Annotated in this window: 18 protein-coding genes; 14 read left to right on the top strand and 4 right to left on the bottom strand. The window is 36.1% G+C overall.

The window, feature by feature from the left end:
• Positions 1-3: 3 nt before the first annotated feature.
• The 7 genes from potC to AC0IXC_RS16345 all read left to right on the top strand — a co-directional run bounded on the left by potC (position 4) and on the right by AC0IXC_RS16345 (position 7,139).
• Positions 4-804, top strand: coding sequence for a spermidine/putrescine ABC transporter permease PotC (gene potC / locus AC0IXC_RS16375; RefSeq protein ID WP_002011483.1), 801 nt, complete (start codon positions 4-6; stop codon positions 802-804).
• Positions 805-842: 38 nt separating this feature from the next.
• Complete coding sequence (potD, locus tag AC0IXC_RS16370) at positions 843-1,892, top strand: spermidine/putrescine ABC transporter substrate-binding protein PotD (RefSeq protein WP_002011485.1); 1,050 nt, start codon at positions 843-845, stop codon at positions 1,890-1,892.
• Positions 1,893-1,951: 59 nt separating this feature from the next.
• On the top strand, positions 1,952-2,599 hold the full coding sequence (locus AC0IXC_RS16365) for a phosphatase PAP2 family protein (RefSeq protein ID WP_002126121.1): 648 nt from the start codon (positions 1,952-1,954) through the stop codon (positions 2,597-2,599).
• Between the two features lie 110 nt (positions 2,600-2,709).
• Complete coding sequence (locus AC0IXC_RS16360) at positions 2,710-4,902, top strand: MMPL family transporter (protein ID WP_002166118.1); 2,193 nt, start codon at positions 2,710-2,712, stop codon at positions 4,900-4,902.
• A gap of 99 nt (positions 4,903-5,001) precedes the next feature.
• Positions 5,002-5,418 carry a hypothetical protein gene (locus tag AC0IXC_RS16355; RefSeq protein ID WP_012260583.1) on the top strand — a complete coding sequence of 139 codons (417 nt, stop codon included), beginning with the start codon at positions 5,002-5,004 and terminating at the stop codon, positions 5,416-5,418.
• Between the two features lie 100 nt (positions 5,419-5,518).
• The gene (locus tag AC0IXC_RS16350; protein WP_002140910.1) at positions 5,519-6,442 is read left to right on the top strand and encodes an RluA family pseudouridine synthase; all 924 of its coding nucleotides are present in this window, start codon (positions 5,519-5,521) and stop codon (positions 6,440-6,442) included.
• Positions 6,443-6,533: 91 nt separating this feature from the next.
• Complete coding sequence (locus AC0IXC_RS16345; RefSeq protein ID WP_471653049.1) at positions 6,534-7,139, top strand: DUF1648 domain-containing protein; 606 nt, start codon at positions 6,534-6,536, stop codon at positions 7,137-7,139.
• 35 nt (positions 7,140-7,174) lie between these two features.
• On the opposite strand, the gene AC0IXC_RS16340 is transcribed toward AC0IXC_RS16345, so the two are convergent.
• The 4 genes from AC0IXC_RS16340 to AC0IXC_RS16325 all read right to left on the bottom strand — a co-directional run bounded on the left by AC0IXC_RS16340 (position 7,175) and on the right by AC0IXC_RS16325 (position 12,441).
• Positions 7,175-8,005: a CAP domain-containing protein gene (locus AC0IXC_RS16340; RefSeq protein WP_002030537.1), complete on the bottom strand. Its 831-nt coding sequence runs from the start codon at positions 8,003-8,005 to the stop codon at positions 7,175-7,177.
• Between the two features lie 465 nt (positions 8,006-8,470).
• On the bottom strand, positions 8,471-9,799 hold the full coding sequence (locus AC0IXC_RS16335) for a (Fe-S)-binding protein (RefSeq protein ID WP_215590959.1): 1,329 nt from the start codon (positions 9,797-9,799) through the stop codon (positions 8,471-8,473).
• Complete coding sequence (glcD, locus tag AC0IXC_RS16330; protein WP_471653048.1) at positions 9,796-11,208, bottom strand: glycolate oxidase subunit GlcD; 1,413 nt, start codon at positions 11,206-11,208, stop codon at positions 9,796-9,798. The genes AC0IXC_RS16335 and glcD overlap by 4 nt, the downstream gene beginning before the upstream one ends.
• Positions 11,209-11,325: 117 nt before the next feature.
• Positions 11,326-12,441, bottom strand: a complete 1,116-nt coding sequence (locus AC0IXC_RS16325) for a CdaR family transcriptional regulator (protein WP_471653047.1) — start codon at positions 12,439-12,441, stop codon at positions 11,326-11,328.
• Between the two features lie 288 nt (positions 12,442-12,729).
• Between AC0IXC_RS16325 and AC0IXC_RS16320 the strand changes: the two genes are divergently transcribed.
• From AC0IXC_RS16320 to AC0IXC_RS16290, 7 genes are all read left to right on the top strand, one after another.
• A complete protein-coding gene (locus tag AC0IXC_RS16320) occupies positions 12,730-13,701 on the top strand; it encodes a YncE family protein (protein WP_002011594.1) in 972 nt (323 codons plus the stop codon).
• Entirely contained in the window at positions 13,698-14,369 is a 672-nt protein-coding gene (locus AC0IXC_RS16315) for a response regulator transcription factor (RefSeq protein ID WP_002126137.1), read from the top strand. Before AC0IXC_RS16320 ends, AC0IXC_RS16315 begins: the two co-directional genes overlap by 4 nt.
• 3 nt (positions 14,370-14,372) lie before the next feature.
• Positions 14,373-15,773, top strand: a complete 1,401-nt coding sequence (locus AC0IXC_RS16310; RefSeq protein ID WP_002011591.1) for a sensor histidine kinase — start codon at positions 14,373-14,375, stop codon at positions 15,771-15,773.
• Between the two features lie 229 nt (positions 15,774-16,002).
• A complete protein-coding gene (locus AC0IXC_RS16305; RefSeq protein ID WP_201053587.1) occupies positions 16,003-16,692 on the top strand; it encodes a FadR/GntR family transcriptional regulator in 690 nt (229 codons plus the stop codon).
• 168 nt (positions 16,693-16,860) lie between these two features.
• Positions 16,861-17,580 carry a (Fe-S)-binding protein gene (locus tag AC0IXC_RS16300; protein WP_002011587.1) on the top strand — a complete coding sequence of 240 codons (720 nt, stop codon included), beginning with the start codon at positions 16,861-16,863 and terminating at the stop codon, positions 17,578-17,580.
• Between the two features lie 16 nt (positions 17,581-17,596).
• The gene (locus tag AC0IXC_RS16295) at positions 17,597-19,018 is read left to right on the top strand and encodes a LutB/LldF family L-lactate oxidation iron-sulfur protein (protein ID WP_002011586.1); all 1,422 of its coding nucleotides are present in this window, start codon (positions 17,597-17,599) and stop codon (positions 19,016-19,018) included.
• Entirely contained in the window at positions 19,018-19,728 is a 711-nt protein-coding gene (locus tag AC0IXC_RS16290) for a LutC/YkgG family protein (protein ID WP_002030525.1), read from the top strand. The genes AC0IXC_RS16295 and AC0IXC_RS16290 overlap by 1 nt, the downstream gene beginning before the upstream one ends.
• Positions 19,729-19,825 lie beyond the last annotated feature (97 nt).

Genomic DNA, 19,825 nt, shown 5'->3' with positions numbered 1-19,825 from the left:
AAAATGAAGAAGTTTTTAGTTTCTTATTCTTGGTTAATCTTATTGTTTTTGTATTTTCCAATGATGGTTTTAATGGTATATTCCTTCAACGATTCTCGCATTAATGCGGAATGGGAGGGCTTTACACTCCATTGGTATACAGATTTATTTCAAAAACAAGATGTTATTGATGCGTTTGTAAATAGTATGACGATTGCTGTTATAACGACAATTGTGACGACAGTTCTTGGTGTGATTTTTGCTATTGCATTACACCGTTACAAATATCGTTTTGAAGGGGCCATTAACGGTCTTGTATATTTACCAATTTTAATTCCTGATATTTTAATGGGATTATCTTTACTTATCCTATTTAGTCAATTAGGTATGGAACTTGGAAAAACAACAATTATTATTGCACACATTACATTTAGTATTTCATTTGTTGTTGTTATTTTAGCGGCACGTCTTTCTGGTATGGGACGTGATTTAGAAGAGGCTGCAAACGATTTAGGAGCAACGCCGTGGCAAACGTTTCGTTATGTAACGTTTCCAGCAATTGCACCAGGAGTTATTTCAGCCGCATTATTAACATTCACATTATCGATTGATGATTTTGTAATTAGTTTCTTCGTATCAGGACCAGGATCAACAACATTGCCATTATACATTTATAGTATGGTTAAGCGTGGAGTATCACCTGAAATTAATGCTCTTTCTACAATATTAATTGTTGTAATTGTAGGATTAATGGTGCTATCGGAAATTTTCCGTAATAAAGGTGCAGACGGTGAAGAGAACTCTGGAGGACACCTTCCTTTATAATACGAATGATATAGAAAGAACGAGGAGGTAATAAACCGATGAAATTAGTGAAGAGATTAGCTGGTATAGCAATTAGCTTCAGTCTTGCTGCAGGTGTACTTGCTGGTTGTGGTGAGAAAAAAGAAGAATTAAACATTTATAGCTGGGCTGACAATTTTGATGAGCAAGTTTTAAAAGATTTTGAAAAGAAATATAACGTGAAAATTAACTACGATAAATATGCAAGTAATGAAGAAATGCTTGCGAAATTACAAGCTGGTGGCGCGACATATGATTTAATTCAGCCATCTGATTACATGGTGAAAACGATGGCGAAGATGGACTTATTAGCGCCTTTAGATAAGAAGAATATCCCGAACATCGAGAACCTTGTTTCTAACTTTAAAACACCTGCGTTTGATCCAGAGAATAAGTATTCTCTAGTATATACTTGGGGTGTAACAGGAATTGCATACAATAAAAAGTATGTGAAAGAAACACCTACAAGCTGGAATGATTTATGGAACGAGAAATATAAAGGACATGTTACTTTATTAAACGATTCTCGTGAAGTATTAGGAATGGGACTTAAGAAAAACGGTTTCTCTAATAGCACGAAAGAGGATGCACAGTTAAAGACAGCATCTGCTGATTTGCAGAAGCTACTTCCAAACTTATTAGCATTCGATACAGATAATATTAAACAAAAATTCATTACAGAAGATGCTTGGATCGGGACAGTTTGGTCTGGAGACGCAGCATTCATTGCGAAAGACAATAAAGATGTAGGATACGTTGTACCAAAAGAAGGTGGCACAATTTGGGCTGATACGTTAGCAATTCCAAAAGGTGCGAAAAATAAAGAACTTGCAGAGAAGTTTATGAACTACTTATTAGATGAAAAAGTAAGTGTGAAAAACTACGAGTCAATTGGTTACAGTAATCCAAATGAAAAAGCTCATCCTCTTCATAGTAAAGAATATCGTGATAATCACATGATCTTCTTAACAAAAGAAGAATTAGATCGTACAGAGTGGCTTGTTGATGTAGACGATAAGTTAAAAGACTACGATCGCTACTGGACAGAGCTGAAAACAAAAGGTAAATAAGTAAGAAAATGCGGTTTCTAAAGTAGAAATCGCATTTTTTCATAGTAGGAGGAAATCGATTGAAGAAAAAGTTACATCAGTATGAGTTAATGTGTATCATTTTATTGTTTGTTCTATTTAGCATCATCGCTTGGAGGGTACATGTAGGTGGTGTTACAATGATGGATACATACGTACGTGATATGGTAAAAGGATTACAAACGGAAAGCTCACTTACATTCTTCTCATACTTTACAAAGCTAGGATCTGCAATTGGAGTTATAACGACACTAATTATAAGCTTGCTCGTTTTTTGGAAAAAGCGTTATTATGCTGCTATGATTGTGTATCCAATGGCTATATTAACGACACACCTTGTTAATAAGGGAATAAAAGAAATTGCAAAAAGAGACCGCCCATCATTAAATGAGGCACTTGACGCACTTGGGTATAGCTTCCCAAGCGGACATGCAATGCTATCTATTATAACATTCGGTTTTCTTGCCTATATCATTGCTGCCAATTTGAAGAGTGTAGCTGGAAAATGTGGTATTACGATTTCGATGGGCATATTAATTATATTGATTGGATTAAGTAGAGTTATTTTAAATGTTCATTACCCGACTGATATTTTGGCTGGTTACTGTGCAGGTGGCATTTTGTTAATCATCGCAATTTATTGTCATCGTTTACTTACCGAGAGATTGGGACTTAATAACGAGAGATAAAAAAACGTCTAGAAAAACTAGTATTATAGTTTTTCTAGACGTTTTTTGTTTATGGGGAGATGTGATAAAGTATAAATGACAAGTGAATTATATAAAGTAGGTGAAAATGTGTGAAGACAAATGTACATAAAATTGATAAGTGGGGGAAGTTAGGAACTTTTTTGTATCAATTTCGTTATACAGTAATTGTAGCATTACTACTACTTGCGATAGTGCTCGGTATTTTTGCTCCAAAACTTCCAGGAGTACTGGGCGGTGATGGTTTCCAAACAGAAGGGGATTATCAAAAGACGAAAGAAATTTTAGATAAAGATTTTAAGCAGTCTCAAGATACACTTTTACTCGTTTTTGAGAAGGAAAAGGATACTTCGCATGAGGAGTTCCAAAAGCGTATAGAGGGGATAATAAATCAAATTGAAGAGAAAGAAAAATACGAATCTTTCCATCATCCAATGCAAAATAAAGAGATGTTACAAGATGATATCGGTTATGCGACGATTTTATTTTCCGGGAAAACAAATAAAGAACGAATGGAAAAGACATTACAATTTGCCGGGAAAATCGAGAAGGAAAGTAATAGCGTATTAAAAGTAACACCGACAGGATATCCGAAAATTAATCAAGAGATTAATGAAAGAACGCAAAATGATTTAAAAGTAGCAGAGATGATTGGATTACCTATTGCTTTTCTCGTACTATTATTCTCATTTGGTAGTCTGATTGCGTCTATTTTACCGATTGTAAATGGCGCGCTTAGTGTCATTAGTACGATGGGGATTTTATATTTTATAGGTAGTGATAAAGAGCTATCTATTTTCGTGTTAAATGTTGCACCGATGATTGGACTCGCATTATCAATTGATTTCGCACTGTTATTTGTAAATCGTTTTCGAGAGGAAGTTGCGAAGAGAACAGTGAAAGAAGCGATAGCGATTACGTATCAAACGGCAGGGCGTGCTATCGTATTTTCAGGGTTATGTGTATTCGTCGGTTTATCAGGCTTATTTTTCTTTAAGATAGATTATATTCAGTCTGTTGCTATTAGCGGGATGATTGTCGTTATTATGAGCATTTTGTTTTCGCTCACACTTCTTCCGGCGCTATTATCTTTAATTGGTAAAAGGATATTAAAAAAGAATCAGGCGGCGCCTACGCCATCAAATGTATGGCGTAAATTTGCACAGTTTGTAATGAAACATCCAATCGTCATGATTATTGTTGTTACAACATTTATTGTTATTTGTTTATTACCGCTACGTACAGCTAACTTGCAGTTTCCTGGTGTTGAAGCGTTACCTGAAAAGAGTGATACGAGAGTTGCATTTGAGAAGTATGAAGAAGCCTTTAATAAAACTGTCCAAACACACGCTGATGTGACATTAGTAGTAGAGACGAAGAAAGATATAACAGAAAAAGAAAGTTTACAAAAGATAGAAGCTGTTGTTCAAAAGTTAAAAGACGATAAGCAAGTATATAAGGTGAAAAGTGTATATGACGGGCTAAATGGAATGAAAGCAGATCAAGTTGCTGGAATGTTACAGTCGCCAGAGGCTGCGAAAATAGCTCCTGTATTTGAAGCGTATACGAAAGGGAATAAAACAACAATGGAAGTCTTTTTGGATACGAAGCCAAGTACAGAAACCGCAAAACAATGGGTTCGTGATTTCAAAAAGAATTATAAAGAAAATGATGTTACTTATTATTTGGGTGGTATGACGACGTTCCAGCAAGAGTTAGAAGATGAAATTAAAGATAAAGTTGCAATTGGTATGTCTGTTATATTTGGATCAACCTTTGTCATTTTATTATTCGCATTCCGCTCTATACTCATTCCAATTAAAGCTATTATTATGAACGTACTTAGTTTAAGTGCAACAATTGGAATTGTAATTTGGTTATTTGAAGGTGGTCATTTCGGATTAGAAGAGAGTTCAGTTTTATTTGTATTACCAATCTTTATTTTCGGCCTCGTATTTGGGCTTAGCATGGATTATGAAGTATTTCTTATTTCACGTATTCATGAGCTTTATGAAGAAACAGGAGATAACGATCAAGCAACGTTAGAAGGGCTTGTTTCGACAAGTAGGATTATTACGTCCGCCGCTTTAATTATGATTGTTGTTACCGGTGCGTTCGCCTTTACTGATATTTTACCAGTAAAGCAGATGGGGCTTGGGGTTGCATTAGCAATATTTCTTGATGCAACAATTATCCGTCTTATGCTCGTACCAAGTTTAATGAAATTGTTTGGGGATTGGAACTGGTGGCTACCATTTCGAAAGAAAAGAGAAAAATCATCGTAAAAAAAACTCATCTATAAGATGAGTTTTTTTATGAATAGCAGGGCCCATATTTTGCGCATAGTATGTGATAAGAACATTACATACAAGTAGGTGAAGGCAATGTTTCGTTATTTTAAGTTTAAGCTAAATGATACAGTACAGTTTGCTGAAAACGATGGGCATATGTATCGCATTGTCGGTTATCGGTTGGAAAAAGGGTTTTATCCAAAAGATGAATGGACTCATATTATTTATGAACTGCTTAGAGACTTTGACGGGTATACGATGGATGCGGAAGAAGAGGAAATTGTAAAAGTTATTCAAGTAGAGGATGAGTATTACAAAATACAAGAAGTATCGGGGTATCGTTATCCAGTAAAAATGAAGCAAAAGCAACAAGTTATGAAAGGAGAGAAAATAGACGACTTATTAGATACGTACAACGACTATAAACGATTGGCGGATTTCTTTAAAGATTTATTGTATGAACAAAAAGCTGAAGAAGTGTTGCAGGAAATGAAAAGGCTTAGAGCGTGAGGGGACAGTCGATTATAAGGCTGTCCTCTATTTTTGACGGTGCATCAAATTATGTTTTCCGTTACAATGAGAGAATCAATAGAAATAAGGTGATTATAGTATGGAAACAAAGAAAAAGGGCGAATGGTGCGAAATTACGGTTCCAGCGACGTGGAATGGTATAAGTATTGAGTCGTTGTTAAAAGTAGAATGGGAAGTACCAAAAAAGTTATTACATCAGCTTCGTATGGAAAAAGGTGTTACGGTTAACGGAGAACAAAGGAGATGGAATGAACTTTTAAAAGAAGGAGATAAGTTACAAGTTCATATGTTTATGGAGGAGGAGTACGGCGTAGAGCCGGAATATGGTGAATTAAATGTAGTGTTTGAAGACGATCACGTACTCATTGTAAATAAGCAGGGGCAAATGGATACACATCCTTCTGAAAAAAATGGGACGGGAACACTTGCCAATCTTGTTGCTTTTCATTTTCAAATGCAAGGTTTAGAGACGAAGGTTCGGCATATCCATAGATTAGATAAAGATACGACAGGTGGTGTTGTATTCGCAAAACATAGAATTGCGGGTGCAATTATGGATCGTTTATTAATGGAACGGAAAATTAAAAGAACGTATGCGGCACTTGTTGAAGGAAAAGTAAAAAAGAAGCAAGGGACAATTGACGCGGCCATCGGAAGAGATCGACATCATGCTACAAGGCGCCGTGTTTCTCCAAAGGGAGACCAAGCTATAACGTATTATAAAGTAGAGAAATATTTTAAAAAACAAAATGCGACGCTCGTAACGTTACAGTTAGAAACCGGTAGAACACATCAAATTCGCGTTCATATGAGCTATAATGGAAATCCATTAGTTGGGGATGTATTATATGGTGGGCAAACAACATATATGTCCGGGCAAGCGTTACATGCGATGAAGATTAATTTTTTGCATCCGATTACGAAAGAAGAGATCGTTGTTGACGTACCTTTCCCTACAAATTTAAACGATACAATGAAAAAATTTGAAAGAGAAAATAGGTAAAGTGTAAGTTTAAAGTTGAAAAAGGTAGATTTTTGCAGGGATTTCTCTGAAAGAGGCGAAGCCGTTAAGAGAAAAGAGAGGTGAGAATTACTTGATCAAATATAAATATATGCTAGGGATATTTTTCGCTTGTCTCTTACTTACTCTATGTATTTATCCATATTTACCAACTCGTATGGCAGTGCATTGGAACGAGAATGGTGGAGCGAACGAGTTTATGAGTAAACAAGTTGTCGTATTATTTATCCCTGTCCTTATTATTATTTTACATGGATTAGTATATGTTATTTTACATAATATATATAAGTTTAATGAAGGGGAGTATTTCATTATAAATGGATTTATAATGAGTATTACTTTATTTATGATGTTTGTCCATATACTAATTCTCTTTATTAATTTGGGAAGTATTATATCCTTTCAGACAGGACTAACGATTGGAATTAGTATGTTTCTTTTTATGTTTAGTAAAGTGTTTAAAAAGGTGAAGGATAGAGAGAAAGAACCGATCAAATTACAAAAAATCCGTTTAGTTAGTAGGCGAATCTTTCAAGTGATGGCATGTAGCATATTATTTTCGTTGCTTTTGAGCCTGAAGTGGGGATTTTACTTGTTAATTAGTGTAATAAGCTGCGGGTCTATTTTGTTTATGTTCTACATTTTATACGCATACATATTAGAAAGCTATGAAACATAAAAAAAGAGTCTTCTCCTAGAAGACTCTCTTTTTATTTACTTCGTAATAAATTGTTGTGTCCAGTAGTTGCCGCTTTCTACATAGCCAACACCGATATGAGTGAAGCCACTATTTAAGATGTTTGCACGGTGTCCAGCACTGTTCATCCAAGCTTGTACAACTTCTTCTGGAGTACGTTGTCCTTGGGCGATGTTTTCACCTGCAGATTTATAAGAAATACCAAATTTCTTCATCATGTCAAACGGAGACCCGTATGTAGGGCTGTTATGATCAAAGTAGTTGTTTTTTTGCATATCTTCAGACTTAATGCGTGCTACTTTGCTTAATTCAGTATCGATTTGTAATGCTGATAAGCCTTGTTTTGTACGCTCTGCGTTTGTTAATTCAACAACGCGTTGTTCGAATTCGCTTAAAGATTTTGCTTCTTCAGCAGGCTTTTGCTCAGCAGGTTTTTGTGTTTCGTTTTGAGTATTGTTGTTTTCAGCTGGTTTTTGAGCTTCTGGTTTAGCAACTTCTTCAGCAGGCTTTTGTTCAGCTGGTTTTTGAGTTTCCTCAGCAGGCTTTTGAGCTTCTGGCTTAGCTGTTGGTTGTTCAGTAACAACATTTTCAGTAGGCTGTTGACCAGGAATGAAGCAATCTTGTTGGAATTGTCCTTGGTTCCATTGTGCTAATGATTCAACTCCCATAGATTGTAAGAATGCTTGTAATTCTTGTTGGCTCATTTGCTTCATCATCATTTTTGAATGCTGAATATTTTGAACCTTTATGTTGGATGGTTGTACTGTTGCAGCTTGTGCATCTAAAGAAGATACTCCTAAAGTAAGAGCTGTTGCAGCAGCTACAGATAATAAAACACGCTTTTTCATGATGTGTGTCCCCCTATATAAAGTTTTAATTTGTTTTCACACGATTTGTTTTTGACAGCCTGTCTGACTGACCAATTCATCGTAGCATACAATTTGCGAGAAAAAAGATGGAAAAAAATTCATAGACTTAAAATTTTCCTAATTTATCCTAAGAGGAGGAAAGGGATGAAATAAGAGAAACATAGAGTATAAAAGGAATTTTCAGCATTTTTATACTTGGTTTTAAGAGGGGGTTTTTGGATAAATGTACCTATATTAAAAATGAAGAATCCTATTGTATCAATGATTTTAGCATTTTTTCGAGGAATATACTGGATGTATTTTTACAAAACTGTAATGTTTCTGTTGTTCTTTTTTATAATAAAGTAACATATTTTTAATGTTGTAGCGGACAAAAAAGCGGCTATCTCTTTACATAGACGAAGGAGATAGCCGTTTTCCTATTATTACGTATGTTACGAGTTATTACGAGTTGGTTTCAATTGCTTCTAATAATAGATCAACAATGTGAATTCCTCTCATTTTATGAGAAAGACCTTCACGTTCAATACCTAGTTTCATTTGTAATAGACATCCAGGGTTTGCAGTAACAATTGTCGCTGCATCTGTTTCATGTACACGATCCATTTTGTAATCTAGAAATTCCATTGATAACTCCGAATGGACAATATTATAAATACCAGCAGAACCACAGCAACGGTCCGCATCTTTCATTTCGCGGTATGTTGCGCCTTGAATGGCCTCTAGTAACATACGAGGTTCCGAAGATGTTCGCATAACATTACGTAAATGACAAGAGTCTTGATACGTAATGATTTGCGGCGTGAGTCGTAAGTCATTACGTTTATGGAAATCTAGTTCTACTAGTATAGCAGTAATATCTTTAATTTTAGAAACAAATTGCTTTGCGCGTTCAGCCCATTTTGGATCATCTTTTAACAGATAATCATAGTCTACGAGGTAAGCTCCGCAACCACCTGCATTCGTAATAATATAGTCGATGTTTAAATCTTCGAATGCTTCTATATTTCGTTTTGCTAATTCTTTTGCTCCACTCTTTTCACCAGCATGCCCATGTAATGCCCCGCAGCAACTTTGTGTTTTCGGAATAACGATATCACAACCAGCAAGTTGAAGAAGTTTCATCGTTGCGTTATTTGTTTCTAAAAACATCGTATCCATTAAACAGCCTGTGAAGAATGCAACTTGTTTCTTTTTCGCCACCTCAGCAGGTAAAAATTCAGGACGATCTTTCATTGCTTTCATTTTAGGGACTTTTGGCAAAACGAGGTCCATCGTTGCAAGTGTTTCAGGGAATAACTTCATAATACCTGTTTTATGTGTTAGCGTTTGTAAACCAGAACGCTGGTAAAATCCGATTAGTCCTGTTAATGTTCGCATTCGGTTTTGATGCGGGAATAGTCCTTCAAAAACAACTTTACGAACAGCTCTCACGGGCATGGAGAACTTTTTATTTTGATTAATAATATCACGAGCTTCTTCTAATAAATGTCCATAATTCACACCAGATGGACAAACAGGTTCACAAGCGCGGCAGCCAAGGCAAACATTTAATGTATTTTCAACATCTTCATCTGGCTCAATTAAACCATCAACGACGGCTTTCATTAAGGCGATACGTCCGCGTGGTGAATGTGATTCTTTATACCCAGATTGAATGTAAGTAGGGCAAGTTGGTAAACAAAAGCCGCATCGCATACAATTTAATAGTTCATCTTCACTTAATCGTTCTTTAAATTCCTTTTGAATGTTTTCTTTATTTAATGTGGTCATCGTTCAACCACCACTCTTTTACGAGAGTCTTTCGCGAACATTTTACCTGGATTCATAATGTTATTTGGATCGAAGGCTTGTTTAATTCCTTGCATAGCAGCAATACCTTCTTTACCTAATTTCATTTCTAAATACGGAGCTTTCATCGCGCCAACACCATGTTCGCCGGTAATCGTACCACCAAGCTCAATCGCTTTCGCAAATATTTCAGCAAAAGCCTGTTCAGCACGGTGCATTTCGTCTTCATTACGGGCATCTGTCATACAAGTCGGATGCAAATTACCATCACCAGCATGACCAAAAGTACAAATAGGAATATTATATTTCTTTGCAATTGCATTAATTGCTTCAACCATTGGAGCGATTTGTGAACGTGGTACAGTTGCATCTTCTAATATTGTTGTCGGTTTTAGTCTTGCAAGTGCTGATAGTGCACTACGGCGTGCTGTACGAAGCGCATCTGCTTCCGCTTCATCTTTTGCAACGCGAACATCGACCGCATTCATAGCACGGCAAACGTTAGCCATTTTTTCGATATCTCGATTGACAACCTCGGGCGGGCCATCTTGTTCAATTAATAAAATTGCTTTAACGTCAGTTGGTAAACCGATTTGTGCAAACTCTTCTACAACTTCAATTGTTGGTTGGTCTAAAAACTCAAGTGTCGCCGGAATAATTTTATTTGCAATAATAGCAGAAACAGCTCGAGCAGCTTCGTTAATATCTTCATATAGCGCAAGCATCGTTTTCTTCGTTTCAGGCATAGGGACAAGTTTTAATATAGCTTCCGTAACAACACCAAGTGTTCCTTCAGAACCAATAAATAAACGAGTTAAATCATAACCAGCGACATCTTTTGCTAATTTACCACCAGTACGAATGATATCGCCGTTCGGTAAGACAAGTTCAAGCCCCATTACATAATCACGTGTTACGCCATATTTTAAACCACGTAATCCGCCGGAGTTTTCATTAATGTTACCGCCGATTGTAGAAATTTTCATAGAGCTTGGATCTGGTGGGTAAAATAAAGCTTTTTCTTCTACTGCTTTAATAATATCAAGTGTAATAACACCAGCTTGTACAGTAATTGTTAAATTCTCTTCGTCAATTTCTAAAATATTGTTCATATGGCGGAAAATAAGGACGATACCACCTTCAAGTGGACACGTTCCAGCGCAAAGATTTGTTCCAGACCCGCGAACGTATACTGGGATTTTATGAGTGTTACACACTTTTAACACGTCTGCTATTTCATTTGTATTACGAGGAGCAATGACTGCATCAGGCATCGCTTGGAAGTTTGGAGTGGCATCATAACTATAAGTTAAACGCCCCATATTGGATGTATCTACATTATCTTCGCCAACAATAGATACGAATGAATCAATAATTTGCTTTTCTAACATTGGAAATCCCCCTCAAACTGTTAACGTATTTCGTCATAATAAAAAACGTTGTAACAGTGCTTTCATTATAATGATAAAAAAGTTGGAGGATTCTTTCTATGTACAATCATCTAAAGATTAATCAATTTTATCGTTATTTTTTGTATGATTATCTAATAAGAGGATTGCGAAGTATAAAACATTTAAATCTTTGAATTGTTTCGGGTCAAGTCCTGTATGTTCTTCAATCTTTTTTAGCCTGTAATGCAATGTGTTAATGTGTATATGTAATTGCTCAGCTGTCTGCTTATAAGATTGGTTATAATCGATAAATAAACGTAAAGTGTGCATAAGCTCAGGAGATGATACTAAGTTTTCAATGGTACGCTCTAGAAACTGTTCTCGAGTTTCAGTAGAAATATCTTGTAAGCACATTTCTAAACGTAAATCTTCATTAAATACAATTTTTTTCGTTTCAAGTGATACTGAAAGGGCGCGTAATGCTTGTTCGTACGATAAGTTCATATTGCTTGGCGTAACTGTTTGTCCAATCCCGATATATAAAGTAATAGAAAATAAAGTTTCACAGTCTTGTTTTAACCGTTTTAAAAATTGAAAGGTTTGCTCTTTGGATTGGATTGTTGTAAACAAAATAAACCGATCATTTCCCCAGCGAACAAATAAATTTTCTTTTGCTAAAATGTTGCGCATATGTTGCCAAATTTTACGCTGGAGCATCGTATTATCTTGGGCGATTGATAATAAAATAAGTTGTTTCTTCTTATATAAATCAATGCCAAGCGTTTTTGCACGATCGAGAAAACTTGGAGACCAGTCTGTATTTTGAAGCCAATCAAAGACAAATGCTTCATAAGAACGGTGCTCAAGTTCTAGTTGTTCTAAAAAGTAGTTTTCATGAATTAATAATTCGGTCATCTTACGTAATATTTCTCCGTATTGTGAAATATTTTCAGGTTCTCCTGTAATTCCAATCACGCCGATTACTTCGTCATGGAATAGTAAAGGAAGGTTCATCCCAGCTTTTACACCTTGCAGTCGTCGTTCATCGTCTTTTGTAATAATGACAGTTTTCTTTTGTTTCGCACAGCGGAGTGCACCTTCATGAAATTGACCGATTCTTTCCGCATCTGTACTGGCGATAATAACGCCTTGTATATTAATAATAATAATGTTTTCAGTAATTAATCTGCGTACTTCACGTACAATTTTATTCGCTAAATCAGGAAAAAGCATAATTTACACACCTCAAATTCTATTTGTTGTACATTATATATGTAAGTTTATCCCGCATTAATGGGCAGTAAGACCCCCACCTCAAAATTCAGCGAAAGCAAAGAAGTTAGATGGGGGATCAACTGCCCATAAAAGCCCGATTGGTTCAACTAATAATCAGTGGTGGATGAAGAAAACCCCCACTGATTAAAGTTTCACTTTATTAATAAAGGAAGATTTCACATTTTCCACACATTTATTTGTTATTTTACAATTATAACGAAATCATCCGAAGATGGAGGGAATCTTTTGAGAAAGTATGTTTTTCTTCTCTGTTTTTTATTTCTATTAGTAGGGTGTCAAGGAAGTTCGTATACACCGATTGCTAAAGATAAAAGTGTTATTATAACAACGAATATAAAGGAAGGTAGTATTAGTTTTATTGATAAAAAAACAAAGAAGCTATTAACAACATGGGAATTAAATGAGCCGATTGCGGGGGTTACGCTACTTCCAAATGGCGAGGAAATACTTGTTTATGGTAAGCAATTAGAATATATGTATGTATATTCACTAGCAGAAGGAAGACAAGTGGACAAATATAAGATTGGAAAAGGAATTGCTAATGTTATCGCATCAGATGATGGAACACAATTATTTGCTGCCGATCAAAATGAACAAAAGGTAAGGTTCTTTACGATAAAAGGAAAAGAGACAGGGAGTGTTTCAACAGGAAAAGGGCCGATAACGATGGTAGAGCATCATAACCAGTTATCTGTACTCAACTTTTATGATACGAAACTAACGACCATTGATACAAAGAAAAAAGAAGTGATACAGTCCTTTATGATTCCACCAGCATCAACAGGAGCAACGGTTAGCGCTGATGGGAAAGAAATATGGATTGGTGGTCATGGTGATGGAAGTCAAGTGAATGAGAAAGTATTAGTGTATTCTTTACAGAGCGGAGAGATGATGCGTTCTTTACATGCTCCGTTTATGCCTGTGAATATAACAAAGGATGATAAGTATGTATATGCGCTAAGTCACGGTTCAAATACGCTTAGAAAGTTTGATGCAAGTACGTATCAAGAGGTAGGATTTGCAGAAGTAGGATCTAATCCATTTGCATTTTTGAAAAGCGGTGCAGAAGGATATGTAGCTAGTTATGATAGCGATGAAGTATGCGTAATGGATATGAAGAATATGAAAATAAAACAAACAATTAAAGTCGGAAAAGGACCGTTTCAACTCATAGAGAGAGAAGGGGAAGGACAATGAGTAAATATAACGTGCTAGTCGTAGATGACGAAAGTGATATGAGGCAACTTGTCGGAATGTACTTAGATAACTTCGGATACGAGTGGGGAGAAGCTGAAAATGGAAAAGAGGCACTTCGAAAATTAGAGACGGATCATTATGATTTCGTTGTACTAGATATTATGATGCCTGAGATGGATGGGCTTTCAGTTTGTAAAGAGATTCGAAAAACGTCGGATGTACCTATTATATTTTTAACAGCAAAAGGTGAAGAGTGGAATAGGGTGAACGGCTTACGTATGGGAGCAGATGATTATATTGTAAAACCATTTAGTCCTGGGGAACTAATTGCTCGTATGGAAGCTGTTTTAAGACGATATACAAAGCAAGAACAGCAAGAAGAGATTCAATTTGGACCGATTCTTATTAATGAAAAAAGTAGGAGGGTCGAGACGAATGGTGAGACGATTCCTCTTACGGTAAAAGAGTTCGATTTACTATATTTTCTTTGCCAACATAATGGACAAGTATTTAGCCGGGAACAATTGCTTGAAAAGGTGTGGGGATATGATTATGCAGGAAGTACAAGAACGGTAGATACGCATGTGAAAACGATGCGTCTAAAGCTAGGAGAAAGTGGAAACTACATTCAAACCGTTTGGGGTGTAGGTTATAAATTTGAGGTGTAACGTATGTTTACGATGGTACAAAAGCTTTGGCTTACAGTAGTATGTGCAGTATGTGTAACAGTTTCCTTTCTTTATTTTGTATCTTTATACTCATATGAAAAGTTATACGTTGATAATTTAAAAGATTCATTAGTAATGGAAGGGAAACGTCTTGCCACGCAATATGATAAACGTGAAGGAGTATCCACTTTTGAAGAGAAAGTAAGGGCATATGATCAAATATCTAGTTCAGATGTCCTTTTCGTATACAATCCGCGTGATTTAAGCGCATGTTTGCCTTTTGATGTTCACCATCATTCTCTTATAAGTGAAGGGGATAGACAGGCGCTATTAGATGGGAAAACAGTGACAAAGATAGGGTATGAAGAACATTTTGATCGTAATATTATGGGTGTTGTCATCCCTGTTTTAGATAATAAAAAATTAGTTGGTATTGTATACTCTTATATTCCTTTAAAAAGTATAAAAGACTTAATATTTGATATGGGTCTTATTTTAGCGCCGTTAGCACTTGCAATGATTTTAATTACAATATGGATTGGTAGAAAAATTATTATCGCCATTACGAGACCGCTTTCGCAAATGGAACGAGTTGCAAATCATTTGGCTACTGGAGATTTCTCAGAGCGGATTACAATTTCTTCAGAAGATGAAATTGGGCGATTGGGAAAAGCCTTTAATAAAATGGCAAATTCCTTAGAAACAGAAGATGTAAAGCGTAAGGAATTTTTAGCTAATGTTTCGCATGAACTTAGAACACCGCTTAGTTATATTAAAGGATATAGTGAAGCTATTTTAGACGGTGTAGCGAAGGGGCCGCAACAGGAAAAAGTAACGCAACTTATTCATAAAGAAGCAGGTCGCATGCAGCGCCTCGTTCATGATTTATTAGATCTAGCGCAGCTAGAAGGTGAACACTTTCCCTTAAAGAAACAACCTATCGTTTTTTCACAGCTTATTGAAGATGTACTAAATACGTACGAGTTACAGTTTGTAGAAAAAAACCTTCGTATTTCAACGAATTTAAATCCTGAAATTATCGTAATGATTGATGAGGATCGTATGCAACAAGTACTTCATAATGTATTAGATAATGCGATACGTTATACAAATCAAAACGGGGATATCATAATAACATTAAAACAAATCGATGATTATTGTGAATTGCACATAAAAGATACAGGAATAGGTATTGATAGAGAGCATTTAGAAAATCTGGGGGAACGCTTTTACCGAGTAGATAAAGCGAGAAGTCGTCAACACGGTGGAACAGGTTTAGGTCTTGCAATTGTAAGGCAAATTGTTCATATACATGACGGTGAGTGGAGAATAGAAAGTGAAAAAGGTAAGGGCACGACAGTTAGTATTAAATTAAAAGCACAAGATGAGGAGAGCATATTCTAACTTTTGGAATATGCTCTTCATATTGAAGGTAAATAGTTACGCGTAAATGTATTAATTAATATCAAACAAATATCAAAAATTTGACTATTTTATGAACAAAACATTTGTACTTCTTACTAATTCGTTCTAAAATAGTTATGGATGCTAAGTTCTTATAAAACGTTACAATTGTTGTTTGGAAGATACTGAGGTGATTTAACTGGAGTACAAATCTATTAAACCGAAAAAAATTTACGAAGAAGTATCTGAAGCTATTTTAACAATGATTAAAAATGGTACGTTAAAACCTGGTGACAAACTACTTCCTGTTCATCAATTAGCTGAGCAGTTTCAAGTTGGCAGATCTGCTGTTCGTGAAGCGCTAAGTGCGCTAAGAGCAATGGGCTTAATTGAAATGAAACAAGGAGAAGGTACATATGTAAGGAATTTCGATCCTTCTTCATTAACAAAATCACTAAATAACAAGTTATTAATGAAGAAAGAGGATATTTTGAATTTATTAGAAGTACGGAAGGTGCTCGAAGTGGGGGCAGTTCGAGCGGCAGCGGCAAAACGTACGGAAGCTAATTTGCAAAATATGAAGCAGTGGTTAGATGAAATGGCAAAGAGCATTGGAGATGAGAAGGCTGGCGAAAAAGCAGACTTTCATTTTCACATGGGAATTGCAGAATCTTCGCATAATAACATCTTGCTTGAGCTCATGAATCATGTTTCAGAGATGATTGCTGAAACGATTGGTGAATCAAGACGCATTATTTTATATGGTGAACAAACAACATCAGAACGACTTTTAGAAGAGCATCAATCTATATATGATGCGGTGTTAAAGCAAGATGTGGAATTAGCGCAGCAAGCGATGCTAGATCATTTAACAAATGTAGAACATATTGTCACAGGTAAAAGCGATATAAATTCGTAATTTAATCTTTTAAAAATCTAATTTTCTGATAAAATAGAGAGAGATTAAGTAAGCGTTTTCTTTAGAAGAGGGAGAGGATAGGCCATGGTTGAGCCTACTTCTTCTAATCTTAGTCATCTGATGACCATATGATTTTTGGCGGAGTTGTAATGAGGGGGAATTATAGTTATGAAAGTTACTTTATTTGTTACTTGTTTAGTCGATATGTTTGAAACAAACGTCGGTAAAGCAACAGTTGAAGTATTGGAGCGTTTAGGTTGTGAAATTGAATTTCCAGAAGCACAAGTTTGTTGTGGTCAGCCTGCTTATAATAGCGGCCATGTAGAAGCAGCAAAAGAAGCGATGAAACATATGATTGAAACTTTCGAAGATGCAGAATATATCGTTACGCCATCTGGATCTTGTGCGACAATGTTTCATGAGTATCCGCATGTTTTTAAAGATGATCCGAAGTGGGCTAAACGTGCACAAAAGGTTGCTGATAAAACATATGAATTTACACAATTTATTGTAGATGTTTTAAAAGTTACAGATGTTGGTGCAAGTTTACCAGGGATAGCTACTATTCATAAATCTTGTCATATGACACGCCTGCTTGGAGTAAAAGAGGCACCAGGAATTTTATTATCAAGCGTAAAAGGATTAATTGTGAGAGAACTGCCGAACGTGCAAAATTGTTGTGGGTTTGGGGGAACGTTTTCAGTTAAGATGACTCCAATTTCTGAGCAAATGGTAGATGAAAAAGTAGATAGTGTAATGGAAACAGGTGCTGATTATTTAATCGGTGCAGATTGTGGGTGTTTGTTAAACATTGGCGGACGTATTGAGCGTTTAGGAAAAGAAGTAAAAGTAATGCATATTGCTGAGGTCTTGAATAGTCGCTCATGAAGGGGGAACATAAGCTATGTCTATGAAAATCAGTGAGAAAAAATTTAATGATCGCGTTGGCGATGGAATTCAAGATTCGTTTATGCGCGGAGCGGTATCTTCTGCACAAACGCGTTTATATACAAATCGATTAAAAGCAGCTGACGAGTTGGGAAACTGGGAAGAGTGGCGTGAACTAGGTGAACAAATTCGTCAACATACGTTAGAAAATCTTGATTATTATTTAATGCAGTTAAGTGAAAATGTATCAAAAAGAGGCGGTCACGTTTACTTTGCGAAAACGAAAGAGGATGCAGCAAAGTATATTCAAGACGTTGCAAAAAAGAAACAAGCGAAGAAAGTTGTAAAATCAAAATCAATGGTAACTGAAGAAATTAGTATGAATCATGCCCTTGAAGAGATTGGTTGTGAAGTGTTAGAGAGTGACTTAGGAGAGTATATCTTGCAAGTAGATAACGATCCACCATCACATATTATTGCGCCTGCACTTCATAAAAACAGAACGCAAATTCGTGATGTATTTAAAGAAAAACTTGGATATGAAAATTCTGATGATCCATACGAAATGACAAAGTTTGTTCGTAAACAACTTCGTGAGAAATTTATGGATGCAGAAATTGGTGTGACAGGTTGTAACTTCGCTGTTGCAAATACTGGCTCTCTTTGTTTAGTGACGAACGAAGGTAATGCCGATCTTGTCATGTCGATTCCGAAAACACAAATTGCAGTAATGGGTATGGAACGTATGGTTCCGACAATGGAAGAATTAGATGTTTTAGTTGGTTTACTATGTCGTAGTGCGGTAGGTCAAAAATTAACAAGTTATGTAACAGTAGCAGGACCAATTCAAGAGGAAGAGGTAGATGGACCAGAAGAGTTTCATTTAGTCGTTGTTGATAATGGCCGCTCTCAAATTCTTGGATCGGAATTCCGTTCAATATTGCAATGTATTCGTTGTGCCGCTTGTGTTAACGTATGTCCCGTATATCGTCACGTTGGTGGACATTCGTATGGATCTATTTATTCAGGACCAATCGGTGCGGTATTAACACCACTTTTAGGTGGGTATGACGATTACAAAGAGCTTCCTTATGCATCTAGTTTATGCGGAGCATGTACAGAAGCTTGTCCAGTAAAAATTCCATTACATGATTTATTATTAAAACATCGTCAAGTCATCGTTGAGCAAGAAGGTCGTGCCCCACTTGCAGAAAAATTAGCAATGAAAATGTTTAGTATGGGTGCTTCTTCAGCAGCTTTATATAAAATGGGATCGAAAATGGCACCGGCAGCAATGAGTCCATTTACATCTGGTAACCGTGTATCAAAAGGTGTTGGACCACTTAAAAACTGGACGGATATTCGTGAATTCCCAGCTCCAAGTAAAGAACGATTCCGTGATTGGTATAAAGATCATAAGAAAGGCGGGGACAAATAATGACAGGATTAATTCAAAACCGTGAGTCCTTTCTAGATAATATCGCAAAAGAACTTGGGCGCGCGCGTAAAACAGAAGGCGTAGAACGTCCAGCATGGAAAAGTAATGTGAATGTAGAAACGTTAAAAGATTATTCACAAGAAGAATTGTTAGAAGTATTTAAAAAGCAATGTACAAACATTCATACAACTGTTGTGGAAACGACAAACGACCGCTTACGTGAAGATATTCAAAAAGTAATCGTTGAAAACGGCGGAGGACCTATTATATTATCAGCAGATGAACGTTTTGATTCCTATGGATTGACTTCTTTATTTAAAGAAGAGCTTCCAAAGCAAAATGTTGAGGTAAATGTATGGGATCCTGAGAAAAAAGAAGAGAATATGCGTATAGCGGAAAAAGCGAATATCGGTATTGCATTTAGTGATTATACTTTAGCTGAATCTGGTACGATTGTTGTACAAAGTCATAAAGGACAAGGGCGTTCTTTACACTTTTTACCGACTGTATACTTTGCTATTATTCCACGTGAAACACTTGTACCTCGTATTACGCAAGCAGTTCAGGATATGAACTCACGTGTGGAAAAAGGTGAAGCAGTCGCATCTTGTATTAACTTTATTACAGGACCAAGTAACTCTGCGGATATTGAAATGAATCTTGTTGTCGGAGTACATGGGCCGTTAAAAGCAGTATATTTCATCGTATAAAATAGGGGAAAGCAGGCCGGAAAACGGCCTGCTTTTTTAATAGAATAAAGATAATATGAAGTAGAAGTTCTCTCCTTTTTTTGTTATGTTCTTTTGG

The organism is Bacillus sp. AC266, assembly GCF_979253805.1.
The sequence above is the reverse complement of the archived record's forward strand: the minus strand, read 5'-3'. Positions and strand labels throughout refer to the sequence as shown.